19 protein-coding genes, 1 pseudogene and 1 CRISPR repeat array are annotated in these 21,871 nt (G+C 74.2%); of the genes and pseudogenes, 6 read left to right on the top strand and 14 right to left on the bottom strand.

The genetic code is table 11. The annotated features are described in order from the left end of the window. Window positions 1-397: 397 nt before the first annotated feature. Window positions 398-569: direct repeats of the CRISPR family, unit length 22 nt; unit sequence CAGGGGCGCGGGGAACTGCGCG. Window positions 570-666: 97 nt separating this feature from the next. The 7 genes from pheT to infC all read right to left on the bottom strand — a co-directional run bounded on the left by pheT (window position 667) and on the right by infC (window position 8,164). Beyond that, window positions 667-3,150, bottom strand: a complete 2,484-nt coding sequence (pheT, locus tag OG900_32955) for a phenylalanine--tRNA ligase subunit beta (GenBank protein WUH94475.1) — start codon at window positions 3,148-3,150, stop codon at window positions 667-669. Further along, complete coding sequence (gene pheS, locus OG900_32950; GenBank protein WUH94474.1) at window positions 3,150-4,271, bottom strand: phenylalanine--tRNA ligase subunit alpha; 1,122 nt, start codon at window positions 4,269-4,271, stop codon at window positions 3,150-3,152. The genes pheT and pheS overlap by 1 nt, the downstream gene beginning before the upstream one ends. A 182-nt stretch (window positions 4,272-4,453) precedes the next feature. Continuing rightward, window positions 4,454-5,656, bottom strand: coding sequence for an ATP-binding protein (locus OG900_32945; GenBank protein WUH94473.1), 1,203 nt, complete (start codon window positions 5,654-5,656; stop codon window positions 4,454-4,456). Between the two features lie 42 nt (window positions 5,657-5,698). Then, window positions 5,699-6,559 (bottom strand): RNA methyltransferase, encoded by an 861-nt coding sequence (locus OG900_32940; protein ID WUH94472.1) that lies wholly within the window; start codon window positions 6,557-6,559, stop codon window positions 5,699-5,701. A gap of 150 nt (window positions 6,560-6,709) precedes the next feature. Beyond that, entirely contained in the window at window positions 6,710-7,093 is a 384-nt protein-coding gene (gene rplT / locus OG900_32935; protein ID WUH94471.1) for a 50S ribosomal protein L20, read from the bottom strand. A gap of 98 nt (window positions 7,094-7,191) precedes the next feature. Beyond that, window positions 7,192-7,386: a 50S ribosomal protein L35 gene (rpmI, locus tag OG900_32930; GenBank protein ID WUH94470.1), complete on the bottom strand. Its 195-nt coding sequence runs from the start codon at window positions 7,384-7,386 to the stop codon at window positions 7,192-7,194. 109 nt (window positions 7,387-7,495) lie between these two features. Then, on the bottom strand, window positions 7,496-8,164 hold the full coding sequence (gene infC / locus OG900_32925) for a translation initiation factor IF-3 (GenBank protein WUH96011.1): 669 nt from the start codon (window positions 8,162-8,164) through the stop codon (window positions 7,496-7,498). 356 nt (window positions 8,165-8,520) lie between these two features. Here infC and OG900_32920 point away from each other — a divergent pair, with 356 nt between their 5' ends. Further along, a complete protein-coding gene (locus tag OG900_32920) occupies window positions 8,521-8,874 on the top strand; it encodes a DUF1844 domain-containing protein (GenBank protein ID WUH94469.1) in 354 nt (117 codons plus the stop codon). A 13-nt stretch (window positions 8,875-8,887) separates the two neighbouring features. Here OG900_32920 and OG900_32915 read toward each other — a convergent pair whose 3' ends face one another. From OG900_32915 to OG900_32900, 4 genes are all read right to left on the bottom strand, one after another. Beyond that, complete coding sequence (locus tag OG900_32915; GenBank protein ID WUH94468.1) at window positions 8,888-9,676, bottom strand: MIP family channel protein; 789 nt, start codon at window positions 9,674-9,676, stop codon at window positions 8,888-8,890. A gap of 142 nt (window positions 9,677-9,818) precedes the next feature. After that, entirely contained in the window at window positions 9,819-10,553 is a 735-nt protein-coding gene (locus OG900_32910) for an SseB family protein (GenBank protein ID WUH94467.1), read from the bottom strand. Continuing rightward, window positions 10,544-11,779 carry a type VII secretion-associated serine protease mycosin gene (gene mycP / locus OG900_32905; GenBank protein WUH94466.1) on the bottom strand — a complete coding sequence of 412 codons (1,236 nt, stop codon included), beginning with the start codon at window positions 11,777-11,779 and terminating at the stop codon, window positions 10,544-10,546. The genes OG900_32910 and mycP overlap by 10 nt, the downstream gene beginning before the upstream one ends. A 94-nt stretch (window positions 11,780-11,873) precedes the next feature. Continuing rightward, the gene (locus OG900_32900; protein ID WUH94465.1) at window positions 11,874-12,851 is read right to left on the bottom strand and encodes a hypothetical protein; all 978 of its coding nucleotides are present in this window, start codon (window positions 12,849-12,851) and stop codon (window positions 11,874-11,876) included. A 755-nt stretch (window positions 12,852-13,606) separates the two neighbouring features. On the opposite strand from OG900_32900, the gene OG900_32895 reads away from it, so the two are divergent. Next, window positions 13,607-14,809, top strand: coding sequence for an amino acid deaminase/aldolase (locus OG900_32895; protein ID WUH94464.1), 1,203 nt, complete (start codon window positions 13,607-13,609; stop codon window positions 14,807-14,809). A gap of 90 nt (window positions 14,810-14,899) precedes the next feature. On the opposite strand, the gene OG900_32890 is transcribed toward OG900_32895, so the two are convergent. Together OG900_32890 and OG900_32885 are read right to left on the bottom strand one after the other, a co-directional pair. Continuing rightward, entirely contained in the window at window positions 14,900-15,901 is a 1,002-nt protein-coding gene (locus OG900_32890) for a DUF2510 domain-containing protein (GenBank protein ID WUH94463.1), read from the bottom strand. Between the two features lie 65 nt (window positions 15,902-15,966). After that, window positions 15,967-16,845, bottom strand: coding sequence for a LysR family transcriptional regulator (locus OG900_32885; protein ID WUH96010.1), 879 nt, complete (start codon window positions 16,843-16,845; stop codon window positions 15,967-15,969). 197 nt (window positions 16,846-17,042) lie between these two features. Between OG900_32885 and OG900_32880 the strand changes: the two genes are divergently transcribed. Then, entirely contained in the window at window positions 17,043-18,296 is a 1,254-nt protein-coding gene (locus OG900_32880; GenBank protein WUH94462.1) for a TDT family transporter, read from the top strand. On the opposite strand, the pseudogene OG900_32875 reads toward OG900_32880, so the two are convergent. Beyond that, window positions 18,266-18,904 (bottom strand): annotated as a pseudogene (locus OG900_32875) (helical backbone metal receptor). The gene OG900_32880 and the pseudogene OG900_32875 sit on opposite strands and share 31 nt — an antisense overlap. A 48-nt stretch (window positions 18,905-18,952) precedes the next feature. Between OG900_32875 and OG900_32870 the strand changes: the two are divergent. The 3 genes from OG900_32870 (at window position 18,953) to OG900_32860 (ending at window position 21,709) form a co-directional block, all read left to right on the top strand. Next, complete coding sequence (locus OG900_32870) at window positions 18,953-19,894, top strand: 5'-3' exonuclease (GenBank protein ID WUH94461.1); 942 nt, start codon at window positions 18,953-18,955, stop codon at window positions 19,892-19,894. 188 nt (window positions 19,895-20,082) lie between these two features. Further along, window positions 20,083-20,862: a polysaccharide deacetylase family protein gene (locus OG900_32865; protein WUH94460.1), complete on the top strand. Its 780-nt coding sequence runs from the start codon at window positions 20,083-20,085 to the stop codon at window positions 20,860-20,862. 157 nt (window positions 20,863-21,019) lie between these two features. After that, window positions 21,020-21,709: a GntR family transcriptional regulator gene (locus OG900_32860; GenBank protein ID WUH94459.1), complete on the top strand. Its 690-nt coding sequence runs from the start codon at window positions 21,020-21,022 to the stop codon at window positions 21,707-21,709. Window positions 21,710-21,871 lie beyond the last annotated feature (162 nt).

Genomic DNA, 21,871 nt, shown 5'->3' with positions numbered 1-21,871 from the left:
TCCCTCCGGGGGTTAACGGTCACCCCCCGCGGTGGTGCGGCTCGGCTGCCGCCGCCCGCCGTCACGGCATGTCGCGGTGTTCCCCGCGATCACCTTTCCCCCGGTGGGGGCTGCCCCCTGGGGTGCGCTGCTCGGCTGCGGCCCGGTGGGGGGGCTCGTCGCGCCGTTCCCCGCACCCCTGGGCGGGTGCCACTTGCGGTGCGTCGCTTACCTGCGGCCCGGTGGGGGCTCGTCGCGCAGTTCCCCGCGCCCCCGGGCGGGTGCCACTTGCTGTGGCGTTGCCTTCTTTCCCGCCTCTTCGGCGGGGCGCGCAGTTCCCCGCGCCCCTTGTGGCCTGCGTCCTACGCCCAGGCATTGGCGCCTGCCAGGGGCTGGGCTCTGCGCAGGAGGGCACCCGCCCAGGGGCGCGGGGAACTGCGCGCCCCGCCGGAGTGGACCGCGACTGTGAACGCGGCAGGACGAGGCTGCCACCTCAGGGGCGCGGGGAACTGCGCGGCCGGCCATAACGGCAGCCGCAGGCAGGCAAAGCACCGCAGGGGCAGTCACCCAGGGGCGCGGGGAACTGCGCGACGAACCCCCACCGGGCCGCAGGGGAGCAACGCGCCGCAAGGGGCGGGAAGGGGTGCGGGGAGGGGCCCCGTGAGGGGGCGCCCTCCCCGGGGGCGGTCAGGCGCCGCGGAGGGTGGCGTCGGTGCGGCGCGCCGCCGAGGCGATGGCGGAGTCGCGCGCCGCCGTGGCCTCCTCCGCGGTGAGCGTGCGGTCCGGGGCCCGGAAGCGCAGCGCATACGCCAGGGACTTGCGGCCCTCGCCGATCTGCGGGCCGGTGAAGATGTCGAAGAGGCGGACCGATTCGAGCAGCTCACCGGCTCCTTCGCGGAGCGCGGCCTCGACCGATGCGGCGGGGACGTCGGCGTCGACCACGAGGGCGACGTCCTGCGTGGCGACCGGGAAGGTCGACACGCGGGGCCCGCCGGCGCGTTCGCCGCCGGACGCCTCGACCAGGTCGAGGTCGATCTCCATCGCGGAGGTCCGCTCGGGCACCCCGAAGGCCTTGGTGACCCGGGGGTGCAGTTCGCCCGCGTGGCCGACGACCTGCTCGCCGGCCAGCAGGACGGCGCACCGCCCGGGGTGGAAGGGCGCGTAACGGCCGGCCCGTACGGTCAGTTCGACGCCCGCCTCGCGGGCGACGGTGCGGGCCGCCTCGATCGCGTCGGCCCAGGTCGCGGGGTGGCCGGGGCCCCACCAGCCGGGCAGTTCGCGCGCGCCGGCCAGCACGGCGCCGACGCGGCGGGGCTGGTCGGGCAGCGCGGCCTGCAGCGCGGCGATCTCCTCGTCGGTGGGCCGCCGGTCGACGGGCAGCCGCGGCGGCGCCGCCTGCTCGGCGCCGGGCAGGAAGACCAGGCCGATCTCGAAGAGCGCCAGGTCGTGCGCGCCGCGCCCGGTGTTGCGGCGCAGCGTGGCGAGCAGGCCGGGCAGCATGGTGGTGCGCAGCGCCGGCTCGGTGTCGTCCAGCGGGTTGGCGAGCCGTACCGTACGGCGCCGCTCGTCGTCCTGGTCGAGGCCGAGGTGGTCGAAGACCTCCGCGCTGACGAAGGGGTAGCTGAGCGCCTCGACGTAGCCCGCCCCGGCCAGTGCGCGGCCGACGCGGCGGCGCAGCAGCTGCGAGTCGGTCAGGCCGCGTCCTGCGGGCGGCTGCGGCAGGGTCGAGGGCAGGTTCTCGTAGCCTTCGAGCCTGATGACCTCTTCCGCGAGGTCGTTGGGGTAGGACAGGTCGGGGCGCCAGGACGGCACGGTGACGGTCAGCTCGTCGCCGCCCAGGACGTCGCAGCCGATCTCCTGGAGGCGGCGTACGACGGTCTCCCGGCCGTAGTCGCTGCCGGCGACCCGGTCGGGGTGGTCGGCGGGCATCGTGATGACCCGCGGCTGGGTGGGCGCCGCGATCTCGGTGACGCCGGGCTCCGCGGTGCCGCCCGCCAGGCCGACGAGCAGGTCGACGGTGCGCTGGGCGGCGGAGGAGGTGGTGAGCGGGTCGGTGCCGCGCTCGAAGCGGCGGGACGCCTCGGAGCCGAGCTTGTGGCGGCGTGAGGTGCGGGCGATCGCCACCGGCGCGAAGTGCGCGGCCTCGATGACGACGTCGCTGGAGCCGCCGTCGGCGATCTCGGTGTGCGCGCCGCCCATGACGCCGGCCAGGCCGATGGGGCCCGACTCGTCGGTGATGAGCAGGTCCTCGGGGTCGAGGATCCGCTCGGCGCCGTCCAGGGTGGTCAGCTTCTCGCCGGGCTGTGCGCGGCGTACGCCGATCGGCCCGTTGATCCGGGACCGGTCGTAGGCGTGCAGCGGCTGGCCCAGCTCGAACATCACGTAGTTGGTGACGTCGACGGTGAGCGAGATCGGGCGCATGCCGACCTTCTGGAGCCGCCGCTGGAGCCAGATCGGCGAGACCGCCTCGGGGTCGAGGCCGGTGACCGTGCGGGCGGTGAAGCGGTCGCAGCCGTCCTGGTCGGCGACCCGCACCGGGTAGCCCTCGCCGTTGTGCGCGGGCACGTCGAGCAGCGCGGGGTCGCGCAGCGGGACCCCGTAGGCGATGGCGGCCTCGCGGGCGACGCCGCGCAGCGACAGGCAGTAGCTGCGGTCGGGGGTGACGGCGATGTCCAGCACCTCGTCGACCAGTTCGAGCAGCTCGATCGCGTCGGCGCCGGTCTCGGACCCGGGCGGCAGCACGATGATGCCGTCGTGGTCGTCGCCCATGCCCAGCTCGCGGGCGGAGCAGATCATGCCGTGCGAGGTGTGGCCGTAGGTCTTGCGGGCGGCGATGTGGAAGTCGCCGGGCAGCACGCCGCCGGGCAGGATCACCACGACCTTGTCGCCGACGGCGAAGTTGCGGGCGCCGCAGACGATCTCCTGCGGCTCGCCCGTGTTGTTGGCGTCGCCGACGTCGACCGTGCAGAAGCGGATCGGCTTCTTGAAGCCTTCGAGCTCCTCGATGGTCAGCACCTGGCCGACGACCAGCGGGCCCTTGAGGCCGGCGCCGAGCTGCTCGACGGTCTCGACCTCCAGGCCGGCGGAAATGAGCTTGGCCTGGACGTCGCGGCCGGTGACTCCGGCGGGCAGGTCGACGTACTCCCGCAGCCAAGAAAGCGGGACCCGCATCAGATCTCCATCCCGAACGGGAGGGTGAAACGCACGTCACCCTCGACGATGTCTCGCATGTCCTCGACGTTGTGGCGGAACATCATCATCCGCTCGATGCCGAAGCCGAAGGCGAAGCCGCTGTATTTCTCCGGGTCGACGCCGCAGGCGGTGAGCACCCTGGGGTTGACGACACCGCAGCCGCCGAGCTCGATCCAGCCCTCGGAGGAGCAGGTGCGGCAGGGGCGGTCGGGATTCCCGACGGATTCGCCTCGGCAGACGTAGCAGAGCATGTCCATCTCGGCGGACGGCTCGGTGAAGGGGAAGTGGTTGGGGCGCAGCCGGGTGGTCATGCCCTCGCCGAACAGCGAGACCACCATGTGGTCCAGCGTGCCCTTGAGGTCGGCCATGGTGAGGCCCTCGTCCACCGCGAGGAGTTCGACCTGCGCGAAGACCGGGGTGTGGGTGGCGTCCAGCTCGTCGGAGCGGTAGACGCGGCCCGGCGCGATCACGTAGACGGGCAGCTCGCGCTGCAGCAGGGCGCGGATCTGCACCGGCGAGGTGTGGGTGCGCAGCACGACGCCGGACTCGCTGCCGCCGTCGGAGCCCTCGACGAAGAAGGTGTCCTGGGTCTCGCGGGCCGGGTGGTCGGGCGGGAAGTTCAGCGCGTCGAAGTTGAACCACTCGGCTTCGACCTCGGGACCTTCCGCGACCTCGTAGCCCATGGCCGTGAAGATGTCCTCGATACGGTCCGACAGCGTGGTGAGCGGGTGCCGGGCGCCGGCCGGGCGGCGGTCGTACGGCAGGGTGACGTCGACGGCCTCCTCGACGAGCACCCGGGCGTCGCGCTCGGCCTCCAGTTCCGCCTGCCGGGCGGCCAGTGCCTGGTTGACCGCGCCGCGGGCCTGGCCCACCCGCTTGCCCGCCTCGGCCTTGGCCTGCGGGGGCAGGGCGCCGATCTCGCGGTTGGCGAGCGCCAGCGGCGAGCCGCCGCCGGTGTGCGCGGTCTTCACATGGGTGAGCGCTTCGAGGTCGCCGGCGGCCGCGATGGCGGCGAGCGCGTCAGCGCGCATCCGCTCGATCGCGTCGGGCTTGAGCGCCTCGACCTCGACAGGGTCGTACGACTTATTCGGTGCCGACATCTCTTCCCGTTCCGAAATGGATGATGTTGGGGGCGCCTCGCGTGCCGGCCTTCCGGTGGAGGCTCTGCCCGACCGGACACATGCCAGGGCACGAGTCTACTGGCGTGGCGGGGACCGGCGGTTTTCGCCCGCCCCGCGGGACGGCCCGCCGGGGTCGCGCCGGTCTCGGAGGCGGTGCCGCCTCAGGCCATGAACGCGGGTGCCCCGACGGGCAGGATAAATCGGAATTCGGCGCCGCCGCCCGCGGCCCTGCCCACGGCGATGGTGCCGCCGTGCGCTTCGACGATGCCCTTGACGATGTAGAGCCCCAGGCCCGTGCCACCGCGCTTGCTGCCCCGCCAGAAGCGGGTGAAGACACGGCTCATGGACTCCTCCGGGATGCCTGGCCCCTCGTCGCTCACGGTGACCGCCGTGCCGGTGGACCACCGGTCGCCGCTCGCGTAGGAAGCGCCGGCGTAGGAGGGCCCCACCTCGATGGTGACAGTGCCCTCGCCGTGCCGCACCGCGTTTTCCAGCAGATTGCCGAGCACCTGGTCGACCTTGTCGGGGTCGGCCCACAGCGGGGGCAGCGGCTGTCCGACCCGCACGCTGAAGCGGTCGGGCCGCTGGCCGGCCGCGACATGGGCGTCGACGTGGCGCTGGACGGCGGCGGCCAGGTCGACGGGCTGGCGGCGTACTTCGAGGCGGCCCGAGTCGATGCGCGAGATGTCGAGGAGTTCGGCGATCAGCCGGGTGACGCGGTTGGCGTCGGCGTCGACGGTCTCCAGCATCAGCTTCTTCTGGTCGTCGGTGAAGCGCTCCCACTTGGCGAGCAGCGTCGCCGTGAAGCCCTTGACCGACGTCAGCGGCGAGCGCAGCTCGTGGGCGACGGTGGCGATCAGCTCGGCGTGGCTGCGCTCGGTCCGGCGCCGTGCGTCGGTGCCGCGCAGGGTGACCACCAGGCGGCGCACCGGGCCTGTGGGGCGCTCGCGGACGTAGCGGGCGGCGACGAGCACTTCGCGGCCGCCGGGCAGCAGCAGGTTGCGCTCGGGCTGGCCGGCCCTGATCGCCAGGCCGCCGTAGGGGTCGGTGAGTGCCCACCAGCGGCGGCCTTCGAGGTCTTCGAGCGGCAGCGCCTGCTCCACCGACAGCCCGAGCACGTCCTGCGGGCGCAGCGCGGTGATCCGGGCGGCGGCGGCGTTGAAGCAGATCACCCGGCCGTCCTGGTCGGCGACCAGCAGCCCGTCGGGCAGGTCGTCCGGGTGCAGGCCGCGCCAGTCGGCGGCGGTGGCGTACGCGTCCGCCGCCTGGTCCTGCCCGGAGCCGGGCCCCGGTGGCTCCCGTGAGCCTGCGGGCAGGACAGTCGGCGCGCTGTGCGCGCCGTTCCTTCGCGCCGTGACACCCATGCGCGCCACCCCCCTCTCAGGGTCCCCCGGGCCGCCACCCTACTAGCTGGAGGTCACGCTGCGGCACCCTGCGGGCGCACGCTGCTCACGAGCGGACGCGTAGAGGCACACGGCGGCGGCGGTGGCGAGGTTGAGGCTCTCCGCGCGGCCGTGGATGGGGACGCGCACGACCTCGTCGGCGAGCGCCCTGGTCTCCTCGGGCAAGCCCCAGGCCTCGTTGCCGAAGATCCAGGCGGTGGGGCCCTGCATGGTGCCCTCGTCCAGCTCCGCGTCGAGGTCCCGCTGCCCGGCGCCGTCGGCGGCCAGCACGCGTACGCCCGCGGCGCGCAGCCCGGCGACGGCGTCGTGCACGGGGACGCCGACCGCGACGGGCAGGTGGAACAGGCTGCCGGCGGAGGCGCGTACCGCCTTGGGGTTGTAGAGGTCGACCGAGGCGTCGGTGAGGACCACCGCGTCGGCGCCTGCCGCGTCGGCGCAGCGCAGGACGGTGCCGGCGTTGCCGGGGTCGCGGACGTGGGCCAGCACGGCGACGAGCCGGGGCCGGGCGCGCAGCACCTCGGTGAAGGGGGTGTCGAGGAAGCGGCACAGGCCGACGACGCCCTGCGGGGTGACGGTGTCGGAAATCTCGGCCATGACCTCGGGGGTCGCGGTCAGCACCGGCGCCCCCGCGGCCCGTGCGGCCGCGACGAGGTCGGCGTGCCGCTCGGCGGCCTCGGGGGTGGCGTACAGCTCGACCAGGGTGCGCCCCGCCGGTCCCCCGGGGTGCGCGACGGCCTCCCGTACGGCCTGCGGGCCCTCGGCCAGGAAGCGCCGCTCCTTGCCCCGGAAGCTGCGCCGGGCCAGCCGGTGCGCGGCGGTGACCCGCGCGGAACGCAGCGAGGTCAGCTCGGGGGTGGTGCCCATGCCCATCAGGGTGCCTGCTCCTGGGTCTTTCCGCCGCCGCGGACCGCGGCCGGGGGAACCGCGACCGCGGTCGCGGCGGACAGCGAAGGACCCGCGGGCGTCATGACAACCCGCGGGTCCGGGGAACCGCTCCGCGCTCCGTGCGCGGCGTCACGCCGCCTTCGGCGCGTTCACATCCGCGGGCAGCGCCTTCTGCGCGACCTCGACCAGGGCCGCGAAGGCGTTGGCGTCGTTGACGGCCAGCTCGGCGAGGATCTTGCGGTCGACCTCGACGTTGGCGGCCTTGAGACCCTGGATGAAGCGGTTGTAGGTGATGCCGTTGGCGCGGGCAGCGGCGTTGATGCGCTGGATCCACAGCTGACGGAAGTCGCCCTTGCGCTTCTTGCGGTCGTTGTAGTTGTAGACCAGGGAGTGGGTGACCTGCTCCTTGGCCTTGCGGTACAGGCGCGAACGCTGCCCGCGGTAACCGCTGGCCTGCTCCAGGATCGCCCGGCGCTTCTTCTGGGCGTTGACTGCCCGCTTGACGCGTGCCACTTGATGACTCCTTCTAGGGGACCGCGGTCTTACTCACGCGATCCGAAAGCGAATGGACTCCCGACCCGGGACGGTGCGCCCCGGTAGGGGCACGGCCGTCACTTGCCGAGCAGCTTCTTGATCTTCTTGGCGTCGGGCTTGGCGACCTCGACCGTGCCGGTCAGGGCACGCGTCTTGCTGGACGGCTTGTGCTCGAGCAGGTGGCGCTTGCCGGCGCGCTCACGCAGCACCTTGCCGGAGCCGGTGATCTTGAAGCGCTTGCTCGCACCACTGTGCGTCTTGTTCTTCGGCATGGCGCCGTAGTCTCCTCGTCGCTGCCCTCCCGTCCGCCCGAGGGCGCACGGAGAGCGTCAGTCCTGCATTACCGACCCGGAAGCCGGGGGCTCCGGGATGTTCTTCGTCTCAGCCGGATTCGGCCGGGGCCTCGACCTGCTCGTCCGCGTCCGTGTCCGTGTCCACGTCCGCATCCGCGTCGGCCTGGGCGTCGCCCGCGGCGTCACCCTGACGGCTCGCCTTGCGGGCGGCCTGGGCCTCGCGGGCCTCGGCCATGGCCTCGGTCTTCTTCTTGTGCGGACCGAGAACCATGATCATGTTCCGGCCGTCCTGCTTCGGATTCGACTCGATGAAGCCGAGGTCCTGGACGTCCTCCGCGAGCCGCTGCAGCAGCCGGTAGCCCAGCTCCGGCCGGGACTGCTCGCGTCCGCGGAACATGATCGTGATCTTGACCTTGTCGCCCTGCTTGAGGAACCGGACGACGTGACCCTTTTTGGTGTCGTAGTCGTGCGGGTCGATCTTCGGCCGGAGCTTCATCTCCTTGATGACCGTGTGCGCCTGGTTCTTGCGCGCCTCACGGGCCTTCATGGCCGACTCGTACTTGAACTTCCCGTAATCCATGAGCTTGCACACGGGCGGACGTGCGGTCGCCGCTACCTCGACCAGGTCGAGGTCGTACTCCTGCGCAAGCTCCAGGGCCTTGGCAAGCGGCACGATGCCGACCTGCTCGCCACTGGGACCGACAAGTCGCACCTCGGGAACGCGAATCCGGTCGTTGATGCGGGGCTCGGCGCTGATGGGGCCTCCTCGGTTGCACCACGCGGCTGACTGGCCGACAGCCGCGCTTGAGTCTGTCTTCGTCTGACCGACCCGTACCCAAGGCGCAGAAAACGCCCCGTACGGGACACAGGCGGGGCTCCTCACAACCGGGAGCACCGCCGCGTTTATTCCGCGGGGCGCATCAACGGTGCTCACCGGCGTCCTACCGGCGATTACCGTCTGACCGGGACCCATCGGCCTTCCGGCCGATCAGGTGGGAGATCGGAGCCTCCACTTGGTGGTCGGACACACTGGTGACCGACCGGTCGTAACCCCAGCATAGCAGCGTGGGGCCGAGGGCCGTAATCGGCCGGACGGGGCATATCGTGTCGGACATGAACGACGCACCTGCCCCCGGCTTCGACGATATGACCCGCGACATCGCGGACGTGCCCGCGGTCGAGGTGATCACCACGGTGGCCGTGCACCTGATGAGCGCGGCGGCGGTGAACCTCGGCCTGGCCGAGGAGGGCGAGCACCACAAGGACCTCGACGAGGCCCGCAAGCTCATCCAGGCGCTGGCCGGCCTGGTCGTCGCGAGCGCCGGCGAGATCAGCACCTTCCACGCGGCGCCGCTGCGCGACGGGCTCAAGTCGCTGCAGCTGGCCTTCCGCGAGGCGTCGGTGGTGCAGGACGAGCCCGGCAAGGGGCCCGGCGAGAAGTACACCGGCCCGGTCTTCGCACGCTGAGCCGACCGCCCGCTCAGCCCTCTTCTCCCAGCGCCCTGGCGGCGGTCTCCGACTCGGCGGCCGCCGCCCTGGCCGCGCGGACCGCGGCCAGCGCCGGGTGGGTGACCTCGTGCACGAACGCGGCCAGGACCGCGCCGACCAGGGGCGCCACCAGGAACAGCCACACCTGTGTCAGCGCCGGACTGCCCGCGAAGAGCGCGGGGGCCAGGCTGCGGGCCGGGTTCACACCGGTACCGGTCAGCGGGATGCCGATCAGGTGGATCACGGCGTAGGCCATGCCGATCGGCAGCCCGGCGAAGCCGATCAGCGCGATCCGGTGGGTGACCGCGAGATACATGAAGACCAGCAGGAAGGTCAGGATCAGCTCGGCTACGAAGGACCCGAAGATGTTGATGCCGACCGCCGAGCGGAATCCGTAGCCGTTGGTGCCGAAGGCGCCGTGCGTCTGGAGCGCCGGCACCTGCTTGGCGACCAGCAGCAGCAGCGCGGCGCCCACGATGGCGCCGAGGAACTGGGCGATCCAGTATTCGACAGCGGTACGCACCGAGATCCGCCGCGCGACCAGCATGCCCAGGGTGACCGCCGGGTTCAGCTGGCTGCCCGAGATCGGGCCGACGGCGTAGGCGACGGCGAGCAGGATCAGGCCGAACGCGAGCGCGATGCCCAGGGTGCCGATGAACTGCCCGGAGAGCACGGCCGCGCCCACCGCGAAGAAGACCAGCACCAGGGTGCCGAGGAATTCGCAGATGAACGCACGCTCGTCCTCGGGCGTCCGGTTCTCGGTGATCGTTCGCATGTCCATCCGGACCTCCACGAAGATGATCTCTTGCCTGCTCGCATTCTCGGCCTTCCGGGTGAGACGCACATCTCGGAGGAAAGGCGGGCGGAGCGGGAGAGGCCGGCTTCGCGGGTCGGTCCGCAGGTCCGCGGGCCGAGGACGGCCGTCAGCGGGTGAAGAGCGGTTCCCCCGGCAGCGTGGCGTCCGGCGGCAGCAGGGCCAGGTCGATGCCTCGGCGCAGCCCCGCGCGCAGCGTGTCGTCCGCGGCCAGGGCGGCGGCCAGCGCCTGCCCGGTGCGTACGACGTCCGCGCCGGGCGCGAGGACCAGGCCGAGGGTGCCGTCGCTGTCGGTGCCGGGAGTCAGGTGGGCGCGCGCCACGCCGGGCTCCGCGGCCACCGCAGCCCGCAGCGCGGCACGCACCGCCGGGTCCGCCAGCGGTTCGCCGTGCCCCGGGCCGTCGGCGGCGCTGCGCAGCGCGGCGCCCGTCAGCTCGTACGCGACCGGCCCCGCGAGGTCGATCAGCAGCGTGTCCGCGCCCTCCTGGGCGAGCGCGCGCAAGGCCTGGTGCAGCGGTACGGCGACCGGCCGCGCGTCCTGCCGCCAGCGGGCCAGCGCGGCGGTGGAGGTGAAGGCGGGCAGCGCCTTCCGCCCGCCGGGTGCCTGGATGGTCGGCACCGCCATGTCGCTGCTCTTCTCCCGGCGCAGCCCGTCCTCGCCGGTCTCGGCCTCGCCCAGCACCGCGATCACCGGCACCAGCAGCCTGGCGGTCCGCAGCGCCTCGATCACCGCACCCTCCTGGCCGCGGTCCGCGTCCCACGCGGCAAGGGCCGCGGTCAGGGCGGGGGCGGCGGAGCCGTCGTCGTCGGCGTAACCGGGGTCGGGGATGTTCTTCAGCGCCACTCGGGCACTCTATCCGGCGGGGTCACGTCGCCCGCGGGGGTGGACCGCCGCGGCCGGAACCACAGCAGCGCGGCCAGTGCGATCAGCACCGCGCCGACGGCGCCGAAGGCGGCGGCGACGCCGTTGCCGAGGACGCTCGACCCGGCGGCCGGCACCGGCAGCGGGTCTGGGCCCGAGCCGAAGTAGCGGTGCGGATAGGTCGCCGCGGCGGGCGCGACCGGTCCCGGCGTGAGCTTCGCGGCCGCGGCGAGCGCCGCGGCCGGGTCGATCTCGCCGGTGCCCATCTCGTCGCTCCTGCCGCCCTTGGGCTTGTGCCGGGTGGTGTCCTGGAGCACCTGCTTGATCTGCAGCGGGCTCAGCTTCGGATACGCGGACCTGAGCAGCGCGGCCGCGCCCGACACGTAGGCGGAGGCGGCACTCGTGCCCAGGCCGTCGTAATACTTGCGGTTCGGGTCGGCGATCACCACGTCCTCGCCGGGCGCGGCCACCGCGGCGTACCAGCGGTGGGTGGAGAAGGCCGGGTGGCCGCCGCTCTGGTCGACCGCGGCCACCGCGATCACGCCCGGGTAGGCCGCCGGGTAGGAGGAACGGTCCGCCTTGTCACCGCTGTTGCCCGCGGAGGCGACCACCACGACGCCCTTGCCGAGGGCGTACTGGATGGCGTCGGCCTCGGCGGCGACCGGTGCGGCGGTCGCGCTGTCGTCCCCGAGGGAGAGGTTGATGACGTCGGCGCCGTGGTCGGCGGCCCACCTGATGCCCTCGGGCAGCGCCCCGCCCCGGCTCTTCCTTGCCTTGTCGCGCTGCGGGTCCTTCTCCTCCAGGATCACCCGCACCGGCAGGATCTTCGCCTCGGGCGCGATCCCGAGCACGCCCTTGCCGTCACCCGTCCCATGTCCGTGCCCGGCGATGATCGCGGCCATCCCGGTGCCGTGGTTGGCCCACGTCTTGTCCCCCCGGGAGGACCCGAACCCGACCATGTCCTTGCCCGCCAGCACCTGGCCGGTGAGGTCGGGATGGGTGGCGTCCACCCCGGTGTCGAGCACGGCGACGGTCACTCCCGCGCCCTTGCTGGTCTCCCAGGCCTTCTGCGCGTGCAGCGCCGCCAGCGCCCATTCCCGGTCCCTGACGGTGTCCGCGGCGGCGGGCCCGCCGCCCACGGCGAGCAGCGCGCCGGCGGCCGCGACGACGGCGACCGCCCTGACCGGCAGGGTGATGCGGCGGGTCATCGGGGCTTCTCCGTCCCGGGGGCCGGGCGCATCGCCGCGGCTGCGTACATTGCCGGCGCCTGGCCGGTGGGGCCGGTCACGGCGTTCACGGCGGTCACCGGTGCTTCTCCGTCCCGGGGGTGGCGGTCGGGTGCAGCCGCGCGGCCACCGTGGCGGTCAGCCGGTCGTAGACGGCCTTGGCCAGGCCGGTGGCGTCGTGGCCGAGGCCCGCCTGGGCGGGTGCGGTGGTGGCGCCCGCGGCCGTCGCGAGGGAAGCGGGCTGCGGGCTCGACACCTTGCGGCCGTCGGCGAAGCCGCTGACCGCGTAGACGACGAAGGGCAGGTCGGACGAGACCTCCACGCTCCAACTGCCGCGCTGCGCCGTGCCGAAGCGGGCCGCGGGCGTGCGGGGGAAGGCCACGGGCCGCGGTATCAGGTCCGTACGGTCGCCCAGGTGCTCGCCGGTCCAGCGCCGGCTGAGCGCCTGCATCCCGGCCCGGTCCGCGGAAGTGACCAGCAGGCCCACGGTCGTGACGGTGGTCGACGTGCTGTCCACGTAGGTCGCCCGCAGCAGCCGCAGGCAGCCGGTGGGCGCGAGCACCTGGTCGAGCAGCGTGTCGAACGCCCCCGCGCAGTCCCCCGGCGCGGCGACCCCGACCCGTGTCCAGACCCGGTCCGCTCCGCCCGGTCCCGCGCCCTTGCCCGCCACGGTCGGCGGGAAGAGGGTGTCCACCGGCGCGCTGTGCCACACCTGCCGCGCCTGCCCGAACTCGGCGGCACTCCCCGGAGCGGCCTGCGGCACCACGTGCGGGCCGTGGTCGATCACGGCCCCGCCGATGGCGCCGCCGATCAGGCCGAGCCCGACGACGACGCACACTGCCACGGCACCCCTGACCCCGCGGCTGCGCCGGGGCGCTGCGGCAGGGGGGAGAAGGGGCTGCGCCATGTGCGCGGCCTGCGCGGGCAGGGGCGGCGCGGAAGGCGGCGCCATGTGCGCGGCCTGCGGCGGCCCCGCGGCCGCGGGCAGCGGCGTGACGGTCACCGGCCGCGGCGGGTGCACCGGGGGCGGCGGTACGGGCGGGGCGTCCGGCACCCCCGCACCCACACGTGCCTCGGCCTCCGACTGAGGCGGGGCGGAGGGGGACGGCGCGGCAATACGCGAGGCTGGCGGCTCGGCAGCAGGCAGAGGCGGGGCCACGGCGGAGGACGCCGCATTGCGCGACGCCGAAGGCTCGGCGATAGGCGCAGGCGGAACCGAGCCGGACGGCGCCGCAATATGCGGCGCCGACGACGAAGGCTCGGCAGTAGGCGGAGGCGGCGCGGTCGGCCGGGGCGGCACCGCGCCGGCCGCGCCGGGCGCCGCAGCGGGTGCGGGTACGCGGGGCGGGACGGGCGGAGCCGCGGCGGGCAGCGAGGGCGCCGCGGGCGCGGGGGCCTGAGGCGGCACAGGAACAGACACAGGCGTCGGCGTCGTGGCCCCAGCCCCAACCCCAGCAGCCTCGTTCACCGGCGGCGCCCCCGGGCCGGCGTCAGCCGGGGCGTCGGGGTCGGTCAGCTCGGACAGGCGGGTGGCCGGGTTGGGGGGTGGGGGGACGGGGCGGTGGCGCGGGGGCGGCGGGACCGTGCCGTCGGGGTGGTCCTGGCGGGGCGTGCGGGGGTGGAGGGTGGGGAACGGAGACGCCGGGGGTTCTCCGTTGTCCACTCCGGTGCTCACCCGGCGCCCCCTCGTATGACCTGTATCCGCGCGGCTTGCGCGTCACTCTACGGGGTAGCTGGGGCCTACGGTTCCCACGGGCCGTGCGCCGCGGGCCTACCGTTCGGTAGGCCCGGTCTGGCAAGCTGCGCGACATGTCAGAGCGCACAGCCGACCGCACCCGGTACGACCGGGCCACCGCCCATCTCGACGCCCCGGTGGCCGTCGTGGACCTGGCCGCCTTCGACGCGAACGCCGATGACCTGGCGCGGCGGGCCGGGGGCAAGCCGATCCGGATCGCGACGAAGTCGGTACGGTGCCGGGCGCTGCTGGAACGCGCCCTGGAGCACGACGGCTTCGCGGGCCTGATGTCGTTCACGCTCGCCGAGTCGCTGTGGCTGGCCAGGGCGGGCCACACCGACGTCCTGCTGGCCTACCCCTCGGCGGACCGCGCCGCCTACGCCGAACTGGCCGCCGACCCCAAGCTCGCGGCCGCGGTCACCGTGATGGTGGACGATGTGGCGCAGCTCGACCTGATCGACGCGGCCCGCGGCTCGGGCACCGAGACGGTCAGGGTCTGCCTGGAACTCGACACCAGCCTGCGCAAGCTGGCCGGGCGGCTGCGGATCGGGGCGCTGCGCTCGTCCTTGCACGACCCGGAGCCGCTGGCGGCCCTGGCGCGTACGATCACCGCCCGGCCGGGCTTCCGGCTGGTGGGCATCATGGCCTACGAGGGGCATATCGCGGGTGTCGGCGACGCGGTGCGGGGGCGGCCCGCGCGGTCGCTCGCGATACGCCTGATGCAGTCCGCCGCGCGCAAGGAGCTGGCGGCGCGCAGGGCCGAGGCCGTACGGGCGGTGCGGGCTGTCGAGCCGGGGCTGGAGTTCGTCAACGGCGGCGGCACAGGGAGTGTGCAGCACACCGCCGTGGAGGCCGCGGTCACGGAGATCGCGGCGGGCTCCGGCCTCTACCTGCCGCGGCTCTTCGACAACTACACGTCATTCCGCGGCCGCCCGGCCGCGCTCTTCGCGCAGCCCGTGGTGCGCCGCCCTGGCGTCGGTGTGGTCACCGTGCTCGGTGGCGGCTACCCGGCCTCGGGGGCGGCGGGCGGCGACCGGCTGCCGGTGCCGTATCTGCCCGAGGGGCTGCGTTACGACCCGCAGGAGGGGCCGGGCGAGGTGCAGACCCCGCTGCTGGGGTCGGCCGCGGACGATCTGCTGATCGGCGACAAGGTGTGGTTCCGGCACGCGAAGGCCGGGGAGATGTGCGAGCGGTTCGCCGAGCTGCACCTGATAGAGGGCGACGAGGTGACGGCGGTGGTGCCGACCTACCGCGGCGAGGGCAAGACCTTCCTGTGATCTGAGGACCGGGGCGGGTCCGCCGCCGCCGTGACGGCGGTGACGGACCCGGGCGCGGACCGACGGCGACGGCGACGGCGACGGCGGGACTCAGACGCCCGTGCCGGTGCCCCCGGTGCTGCCGCTGCCCTGGCTGGTGTCGGTCTTGATGCCCTGGGTGATCTGGTCCATCACGTCGAGGCCCGGCGCCTTGTCGGCGATGTCGAAGCCGAAGCGGACCAGCACCAGTTGCTTGGTGGTCGGCGAGGGGAAGACCAGCGACTCGACGTAGCCCTTGGTCCCGGACGCGGTGACGACCTTCCAGCGCACCAGGTAGCCCTGCCGGCCCGCCACGGTGACCGGACCGGCCTTCAGCTGCTGGTGCGAGGTGGTCGCGCCGTAGGTGTCCTTGCTGTACGAGGCCGCGGCGTTCTTGGCGATGTCCGCCTTGGCCGCGGCCTCCGCCGTGGTGGCGGTGATCTCCTCGGCGATCGTCGGCTCCGCCGAGACGCCGCCGAGGGAGCAGGTGCCCGGGGTGGTGCCGGGGCACTTGTAGCTGCCGGTCGACAGGCGGGCGACGACGTCGCCGGAGGTGCCGGTCCAGCCGTCGAGCACCGGCAGGCTGATCGCGTCGTAGGCGTCGATGGCGGACTTGCCGTCGCCGCGCGGCGAGTCGTCGGAGCCGCCGCTGCCGCCTCCGGTGTCGCTGCCGCCGTCGCCGCCGTCGGACGGCTTCGGTGCGGGGCCGGGGATCTTGCCGCCGGTGGAGGTGGGCGTCGGGGTCGTCTTCGCGTCGTCCTTGTCGCCGTTCTTGCCCAGGACGAGGACGCCGGCGACGATCGCGGCTATCAGGACCAGCGAGGCGACCAGGGCGATCACCACCGTCCCGGTGCGCTTGCCGCCGGTGCCGCCCGCGGCGTCGCTCGGATATCCCGGATAGCCCGGATAGCCGGCGTCCGCCGGGTAGCCGTACGCCTGCGGAGCCGCCGCCGGGACCGGTGCGGTCCTGGTGTACTCCGTCCAAGCGGATCCGTCCCACCAGCGTTCCATCGCCGGGCCGTTGCCTGTGTGCCCGGGTTCTGGATACCAGCCGGGCGGGGTCGTCGTCGTCACGGCGGTCACCCTATGGCCCCCGCATGAGAATCCCGTAAGCGGGCGGTTCCGCCGCTGCCCGCGGGCTATCGGCGGGGGGCCGGATGGCGGGTCAGTGTGAGCAGGTCGCGGGCCGGGCCCGCAGGGCGGTGCCCGGCGGGCCACACCGCGCGCAGCGCCCTGCCCAGGTCGAGTCCGGCGACGGGGACGGCGACCAGGCGGTGGGCGGACAGCTCGTCGGCGACGGCCAGCTCGCTCAGCACGGCGGGGCCCGCGCCGCCGACGGCCGCGCTCTTCACGGCCGTGGTGGAGGCGAGTTCGAGCAGCGGTACGGCCGGGCCGCCGTGCGGGGCGAGCGCCGCGTCGAGCACCTGGCGGGTGCCCGAGCCCTCCTCGCGCAGCAGCAGCGGGGTGCCGGCCAGCTCGGCGGCGGGCAGCGGCCGGCGGCGGGCCGCCCACGGGTGGCCCGGCGCCACGACGACCAGCAGCCGGTCGTGGCCGATCACGGCGGCGTCCAGGGCGGCGGGCACGTCGAGGCCCTCCACGAAGCCCAGGTCCGCCTCGCCCGCGGTGACCTGCTGGGCGACGACCACGGAATTGCCCGCCGCGAGCGAGACGGCGGTGCCGGGGTGCCGCCCGTGCAGTGCGGTCAGCCACCCGGGCAGCAGATACTCGGCGACGGTCATGCTGGCCGCGACCCGCAGCCGGGAGTCCCGCTGCCCGCGCAGCGCCCGCGCTCCCGCGTCGAAGTCCTCGGCCGCCTCCAACACGCGCCGCGCCCATTCGGTGACCAGCGCGCCGGACTCGGTCAGCGCCGACCCGCCCGTCGACCGCCGTACGAGTGCCACTCCGAGCTGCCGCTCAAGGGCCCGCATCCGCGCGCTGGCGGCCGGCTGGCTGATGCCCAGCTCCCGTGCGGCCCGCCCCAGGCTTCCCAGCCGCGCGACCGCGACCAGCAGCTCCATCGCCCCGAGGTCGGGCACCCGCCGCGCCACGGATCCCCCGCCACCTGCGCCTTCCCGCCCTCCGCGCCGGCCGGGCGGGGCCGCGCCCGCCCCTTCTGCGGGGTCGGTGGGGTCGGGGACAGGCATAAGGCCAGCTTATGACCTGATAGCTCCGCGGGTGCTACCGGCGCGGTGGGGGGTCGGGTGATCGTGGGGGCATGGTCACTGTTGTCCCCGCGCGGGTGGGCGTGCGCGCCGAAGGCTTCCGGCATGTCGGGCCGAACTGGTACGCCGCCGTCATGGGCACCGCCATCGTCGGGAATGCGGGGGCCGGGCTGCCCGGGAGCCCCGGCTGGGTGCGGGACGGGTGCACGGGGGTGTGGGTGCTGGCCGCGGTGCTGCTGGGGCTCGTCCTCGCCGCCCGCGCGGCGCACTGGGCCCGCCACGGCGACGAGGCGCGGCGGCAGCTGCTCGACCCGGCGGTCGCGCCCTTCTACGGCTGCCTGCCGATGGCGCTGCTCTCGGTCGGCGGGGGCGCGCTGACGCTGGGGCCGCGGGTGATCGGCGGGCACGCCGCGGTGGCGGTGGACGCGGCGCTGTGGACGGCGGGGGCGGCGAGCGCGCTGCTGGTCGCGGCGGCGGTGCCGTATCTGATGGTGACGCGGCACCGGATCGGCGCGGCGGACGCCTCGCCCGTATGGCTGCTGCCGGTGGTGGCGCCGATGGTCGCCGCCGCGCTCGGCCCCCCGCTGGTGCCGCACCTGCCGCCCGGCGCCCGGCAGGCGCGGGAGGCGCTGCTGCTGGGCTGCTACGCGATGTTCGGCCTGAGCCTGCTGGCCACGCTGATGCTGCTGCCGCTGGTGTGGGGACGGCTGCTGCGGTACGGGCCGCTGCCGGTGGCGCTGACCCCGGCGCTCTTCCTGGTGCTCGGGCCGCTCGGCCAGTCCACGACGGCGGTCGGCGCGCTCGCCGACAACGCTCCCTCCGCGGTCGCGCCGCCGTACGCCTCGGCGCTGCGCGCCTTCGCCGTCCTCTACGGCGTCCCGGTCATGGGCTTCGCCCTGCTGTGGCTGGCGCTGGCCGCGGCGATGGTGGCGCGGGCGGCCCGCGGGGGCCTGCGGTTCTCGATGACCTGGTGGGCCTTCACCTTCCCGGTCGGCACGTGCGCGACCGGCGCCACGGCACTGGCCCGGCACACCGGGCTGCACGCCGCGGCCTGGCTGGCGGCGGCCCTCTACTCGGTGCTGGTCGCGGCCTGGGCCACCGCCGCCGCGGGCACGGCGCGCGGCCTGCTGACCGGCCGGCTCCCGGCGCCCGCGGCTCAGCCGGCGGTCGCCGCGGCCAGCGCGTCGGCGAGGACGGCCGGCGCCGCGGCCAGCGACGGGCCGTACCAGGTCAGGTGGCGGCCGCTCACCAGTGCCGCGGGGATGCCGGGGAAGGACTCGGGGCCGTCGCCGGCCGTGAAGCGGTAGGGCTCGTCGGGGAGTACGACCAGGTCGGGGTCTGCGGCCAGCAGCTCGGGGAGGGGGACGCGCGGGTAGCGCTCGGTGTGGGCCGCGTAGGCGTTGGCCACGCCCAGGCGGGCGAGGAGGTCGCCCGCGAAGGTGTCGCGGCCGAGGACCATCCAGGGGCGGCGCCAGATCGGGACGACCGCGCGCCGCGGGCGCGGCCCCGGGGCGATGCCACGCCAGGCGGCCTCGGCCGCGTCGAGCCAGCCGGGGCGGGGGAGGCCGCAGGCCCCGGTGAGCATCCGGTCGAGCTCGGTGAAGGCCTGGGGCAGCGAACGCACTTCGGTGACCAGGACGGCCAGGCCCGCCGCGCGCAGCGCGTCCAGGTCGGCGGGGCGGTTCTCCTCCTCGTTGGCGACCACCAGGTCGGGCGCGAGCGCGGCGACCGCCGCCACGTCGGGGTTCTTGGTGCCGCCGATCCTGGCCACCGGCAGGTCGGCGGGGTGCGTGCACCAGTCGGTGGCGCCGACCAGCAGCTCGGGCGCCGTCTCGGCGACGGCCTCGGTGAGGGACGGCACGAGCGACACGACACGGCGCACGGCGCCGCCGCGCCCCCGGTTCAGCTGAGCCATCCGCCCACCGTACGGGCCGCTGTCGGTGGTGCGTGCGATGCTGGCACGGTGACCGACCAGAAAAACAGCGGCAAGCTGCTGCTGCTCGACACGGCGAGTCTGTACTTCCGCGCGTATTTCGGCGTGCCCGAATCGGTGAAGGCCCCCGACGGCACCCCGGTCAACGCGGTGCGCGGGCTGCTGGACTTCATCTCCCGGCTGGTCACCGACCACTCCCCCACCGACCTGGTGGCCTGCATGGACGCGGACTGGCGCCCGCAGTGGCGGGTGGACCTGATCCCGTCCTACAAAGCGCATCGCGTCGCCGAGGAGGTCGAGGACGGCGGGGACGTCGAGGAGGTGCCCGACACCCTCTCGCCGCAGGTGCCCGTCATCGAGGCGGTGCTCGACGCGCTCGGCATCGCCCGGGTCGGCGTGGCCGGCTACGAGGCGGACGACGTCATCGGCACCCTGGCGACCGCCGCCACCGGACCCGTCGCGATCGTCACCGGCGACCGCGACCTCTTCCAGCTGGTCGACGACGCGCGGGAAGTGCGCGTGCTCTATCCCCGCAAGGGCGTGGGGGACAGCGACGTGGTCGACGAGGCGGCGATCGCGGAGCGCTACGGTGTCAGGGCCGGGCAATATGCGGACTTCGCGGCCCTGCGGGGCGACCCGAGTGACGGCCTGCCGGGGGTGAAGGGGATCGGCGAGAAGACCGCGGCGCAGCTGGTGTCGGAGTACGGCGACCTCGCCGGGGTGCGGGCGGCTGCCGTCGACCCGTTCTCGCGCCTGACGCCCGCGCGGCGGCGCAACATCATCGCGGCCGCGGACTATCTCGACGTCGCCCCGACGGTCGTCGCCGTCGCCAAGGACGTCCCGCTCCCGGTCTTCGACCCGGCCCTCCCCCGCGCTCCGGCGTCACCCGCCGCGCTCGACGCGCTCGCCACCCGCTGGGGCCTAGGCGGCTCCCTCTCCCGCCTGCTCGAAGCGCTCGCCGCTCGCGGCTAGGGTCTGTCGTTCGGATCTCCGCGACGCCGCGGAGATCCGAACGACAGACCCTAGAGCCCAGGGGCTCCGGACTCACGTGCAGCTCACCCGCTATACGCCGCATGTATAGCGGGTGTGTAGAGTGGCCAGCCACGCCGCCCGGCACACAGCGTCCCACCAGCCGAGCACCGACTTCCGGAGGATCCGCCATGCCGAAAACGTCCCGTACAGTCCGGCGGACGGGCCTGACCGCCGTACTCGCGGCGGCGTCGCTGGCCCTGGCACTGACCGGCTGCGCCAGCTACGACGCGCAGTCGCCGAAGAGCGCCCGCGAGGCCGCGTACAAAGCGGCCGCGGGGGCGCTGCCGGCCGGGGCGGTGGACTGCCGCAAGGCCAAGTGCATAGCCCTGACCTTCGACGCCGGGCCGAGCGAGCACACCCCCGCGCTGCTGAAGGTGCTGGCGGAGAAGAAGGTACGGGCGACCTTCTTCCTGCTCGGCCACAACCATGTCGACAAATACCCCGACCTGGTCAAGCAGATGGGCCAGAACGGCAATGTGCTGGGCAACCACTCCTGGACCCACCCCCGGCTGACCGACCTCAAGCCGGCGCAGATACGCGCCGAGCTGGACCACCTGGACACCGAGGTGGAGAAGCTGACCGGCAAGCGGCCCACCCTGATGCGGCCGCCGCAGGGGCGTACCGACGAGAAGGTCTCCAAGGTCTGCAAGGAGCTGGGGCTCGCGCAGGTGCTGTGGAGCGACACCGCGAGCGACTACGCCACCACCGACTCGGCGCTGATACACAAGCGGATACTCAAGGACGCCAGCCGCGACGGCATCATCCTGCTGCACGACCTCTACAAGGGGACGGTGCCCGCCGTGCCGGGCATCATCGACGCGCTGCGGGCGCAGGGCTACACCTTCGTGACGGTGCCCGAACTGCTCGCGCCCGCAGCGCCCGAGCCGGGGAAGGTCTACCGGCCCTGACCGCTCACCCCCGGCGTCCCACAGCGCGGTCAGCCCGTTGCAGACCTCCAGGAGCGCGGCGGCCCCGCCACGGCATCCGAGAAGGAGACCCCGCCGCGTCATGGCGGGTAAACTGGCCGCGCAAAAGTCATCAGACAACCTGAGAGGTGAGACGGCCATGCCGCTCGGTTCCCTGCGACCAAGCCCGCTGGTCGAACAGGCCACGGAGCACCTGCGCGAGCAGATCCTCGACGGGCAGTGGCCGGTGGGCACGAAGCTGCCCGGCGAGACCGCGCTCGCCGCGTCGCTCGGCGTCGGGCGCTCGACCGTACGCGAGGCGGTACGGGCCCTCGCCGAGGCAGGCCTGGTCAAGTCCCGGCAGGGCGCCGGGGTCTTCGTCATCTCGACCGAGCCGCACGAGGATTTCGGCACACGGCTGCGGCGGGCCGCTGTCGCGGACGTCTACGAGGTGCGGGCCATGATCGAAGTGCAGGCGGCGCGGCTCGCCGCGGAGCGGCGCACCAGGGCGGACGTCGAGGCGATGGTCGCCGCGCTTGCCGCGCGGCGGCTCGCCGCGGGCGAGGACGACGAGGCCTTCGTCGACGCGGACATCGCGTTGCACGCGGCGATCGTGGCCGCGGCCGGCAACGCCGTCCTCAGCGACCTCTTCGCCGAGTTCGCGCCGGCGCTGCGGGGGGCGCTGGTCGACGTCGTCGACCTGCTCGGGCTGCGGGCCGTCGATCCCGCGACGGGGGATGCGGCGCATGCGGCGCTGGTCTCAGCCATCGCCTCCGGCGAGGCTGGGGAGGCGGTGAGCATCCTCTCCGCCGAACTCTCCGCGACCCTCACCCGACTCCACGGGGCCTGAGCCCCGCCTCCCCTTCGCGGCGCGTTCCCCGCGCCCCTGGGGTTTTGCCCTTGCGGTGCGTTGCTTTCCTGCGGCTGCCGTCGTGGCTGGTCGCGCAGTTCCCCGCGCCCCTTTGGGCCTGCGTCCTCCTGCGCCCGGCGCTCGCCCCTGGTTTTTCGGGGG

This window comes from Streptomyces sp. NBC_00433, assembly GCA_036015235.1.
GTDB lineage: Bacteria > Actinomycetota > Actinomycetes > Streptomycetales > Streptomycetaceae > Actinacidiphila.
Note: the sequence above shows the minus strand (reverse complement) of the source record. Positions and strands in the feature narration are given on the sequence as shown.

What these genes read in the sequence shown, in the direction of transcription:
- OG900_32880 (WUH94462.1), top strand. Translation starts at nt 17,043, where the DNA reads ATGGTCACTGTTGTCCCCGCGCGGGTGGGCGTGCGCGCCGAAGGCTTC.
- OG900_32885 (WUH96010.1), bottom strand. Translation starts at nt 16,845, where the DNA reads ATGGAGCTGCTGGTCGCGGTCGCGCGGCTGGGAAGCCTGGGGCGGGCC.
- OG900_32895 (WUH94464.1), top strand. Translation starts at nt 13,607, where the DNA reads ATGTCAGAGCGCACAGCCGACCGCACCCGGTACGACCGGGCCACCGCC.
- OG900_32945 (WUH94473.1), bottom strand. Translation starts at nt 5,656, where the DNA reads ATGGGTGTCACGGCGCGAAGGAACGGCGCGCACAGCGCGCCGACTGTC.
- pheS (WUH94474.1), bottom strand. Translation starts at nt 4,271, where the DNA reads ATGTCGGCACCGAATAAGTCGTACGACCCTGTCGAGGTCGAGGCGCTC.
- OG900_32940 (WUH94472.1), bottom strand. Translation starts at nt 6,559, where the DNA reads ATGGGCACCACCCCCGAGCTGACCTCGCTGCGTTCCGCGCGGGTCACC.
- mycP (WUH94466.1), bottom strand. Translation starts at nt 11,779, where the DNA reads ATGACCCGCCGCATCACCCTGCCGGTCAGGGCGGTCGCCGTCGTCGCG.
- OG900_32865 (WUH94460.1), top strand. Translation starts at nt 20,083, where the DNA reads ATGCCGAAAACGTCCCGTACAGTCCGGCGGACGGGCCTGACCGCCGTA.
- OG900_32860 (WUH94459.1), top strand. Translation starts at nt 21,020, where the DNA reads ATGCCGCTCGGTTCCCTGCGACCAAGCCCGCTGGTCGAACAGGCCACG.
- rpmI (WUH94470.1), bottom strand. Translation starts at nt 7,386, where the DNA reads ATGCCGAAGAACAAGACGCACAGTGGTGCGAGCAAGCGCTTCAAGATC.
- pheT (WUH94475.1), bottom strand. Translation starts at nt 3,150, where the DNA reads ATGCGGGTCCCGCTTTCTTGGCTGCGGGAGTACGTCGACCTGCCCGCC.
- OG900_32920 (WUH94469.1), top strand. Translation starts at nt 8,521, where the DNA reads ATGAACGACGCACCTGCCCCCGGCTTCGACGATATGACCCGCGACATC.
- OG900_32915 (WUH94468.1), bottom strand. Translation starts at nt 9,676, where the DNA reads ATGGACATGCGAACGATCACCGAGAACCGGACGCCCGAGGACGAGCGT.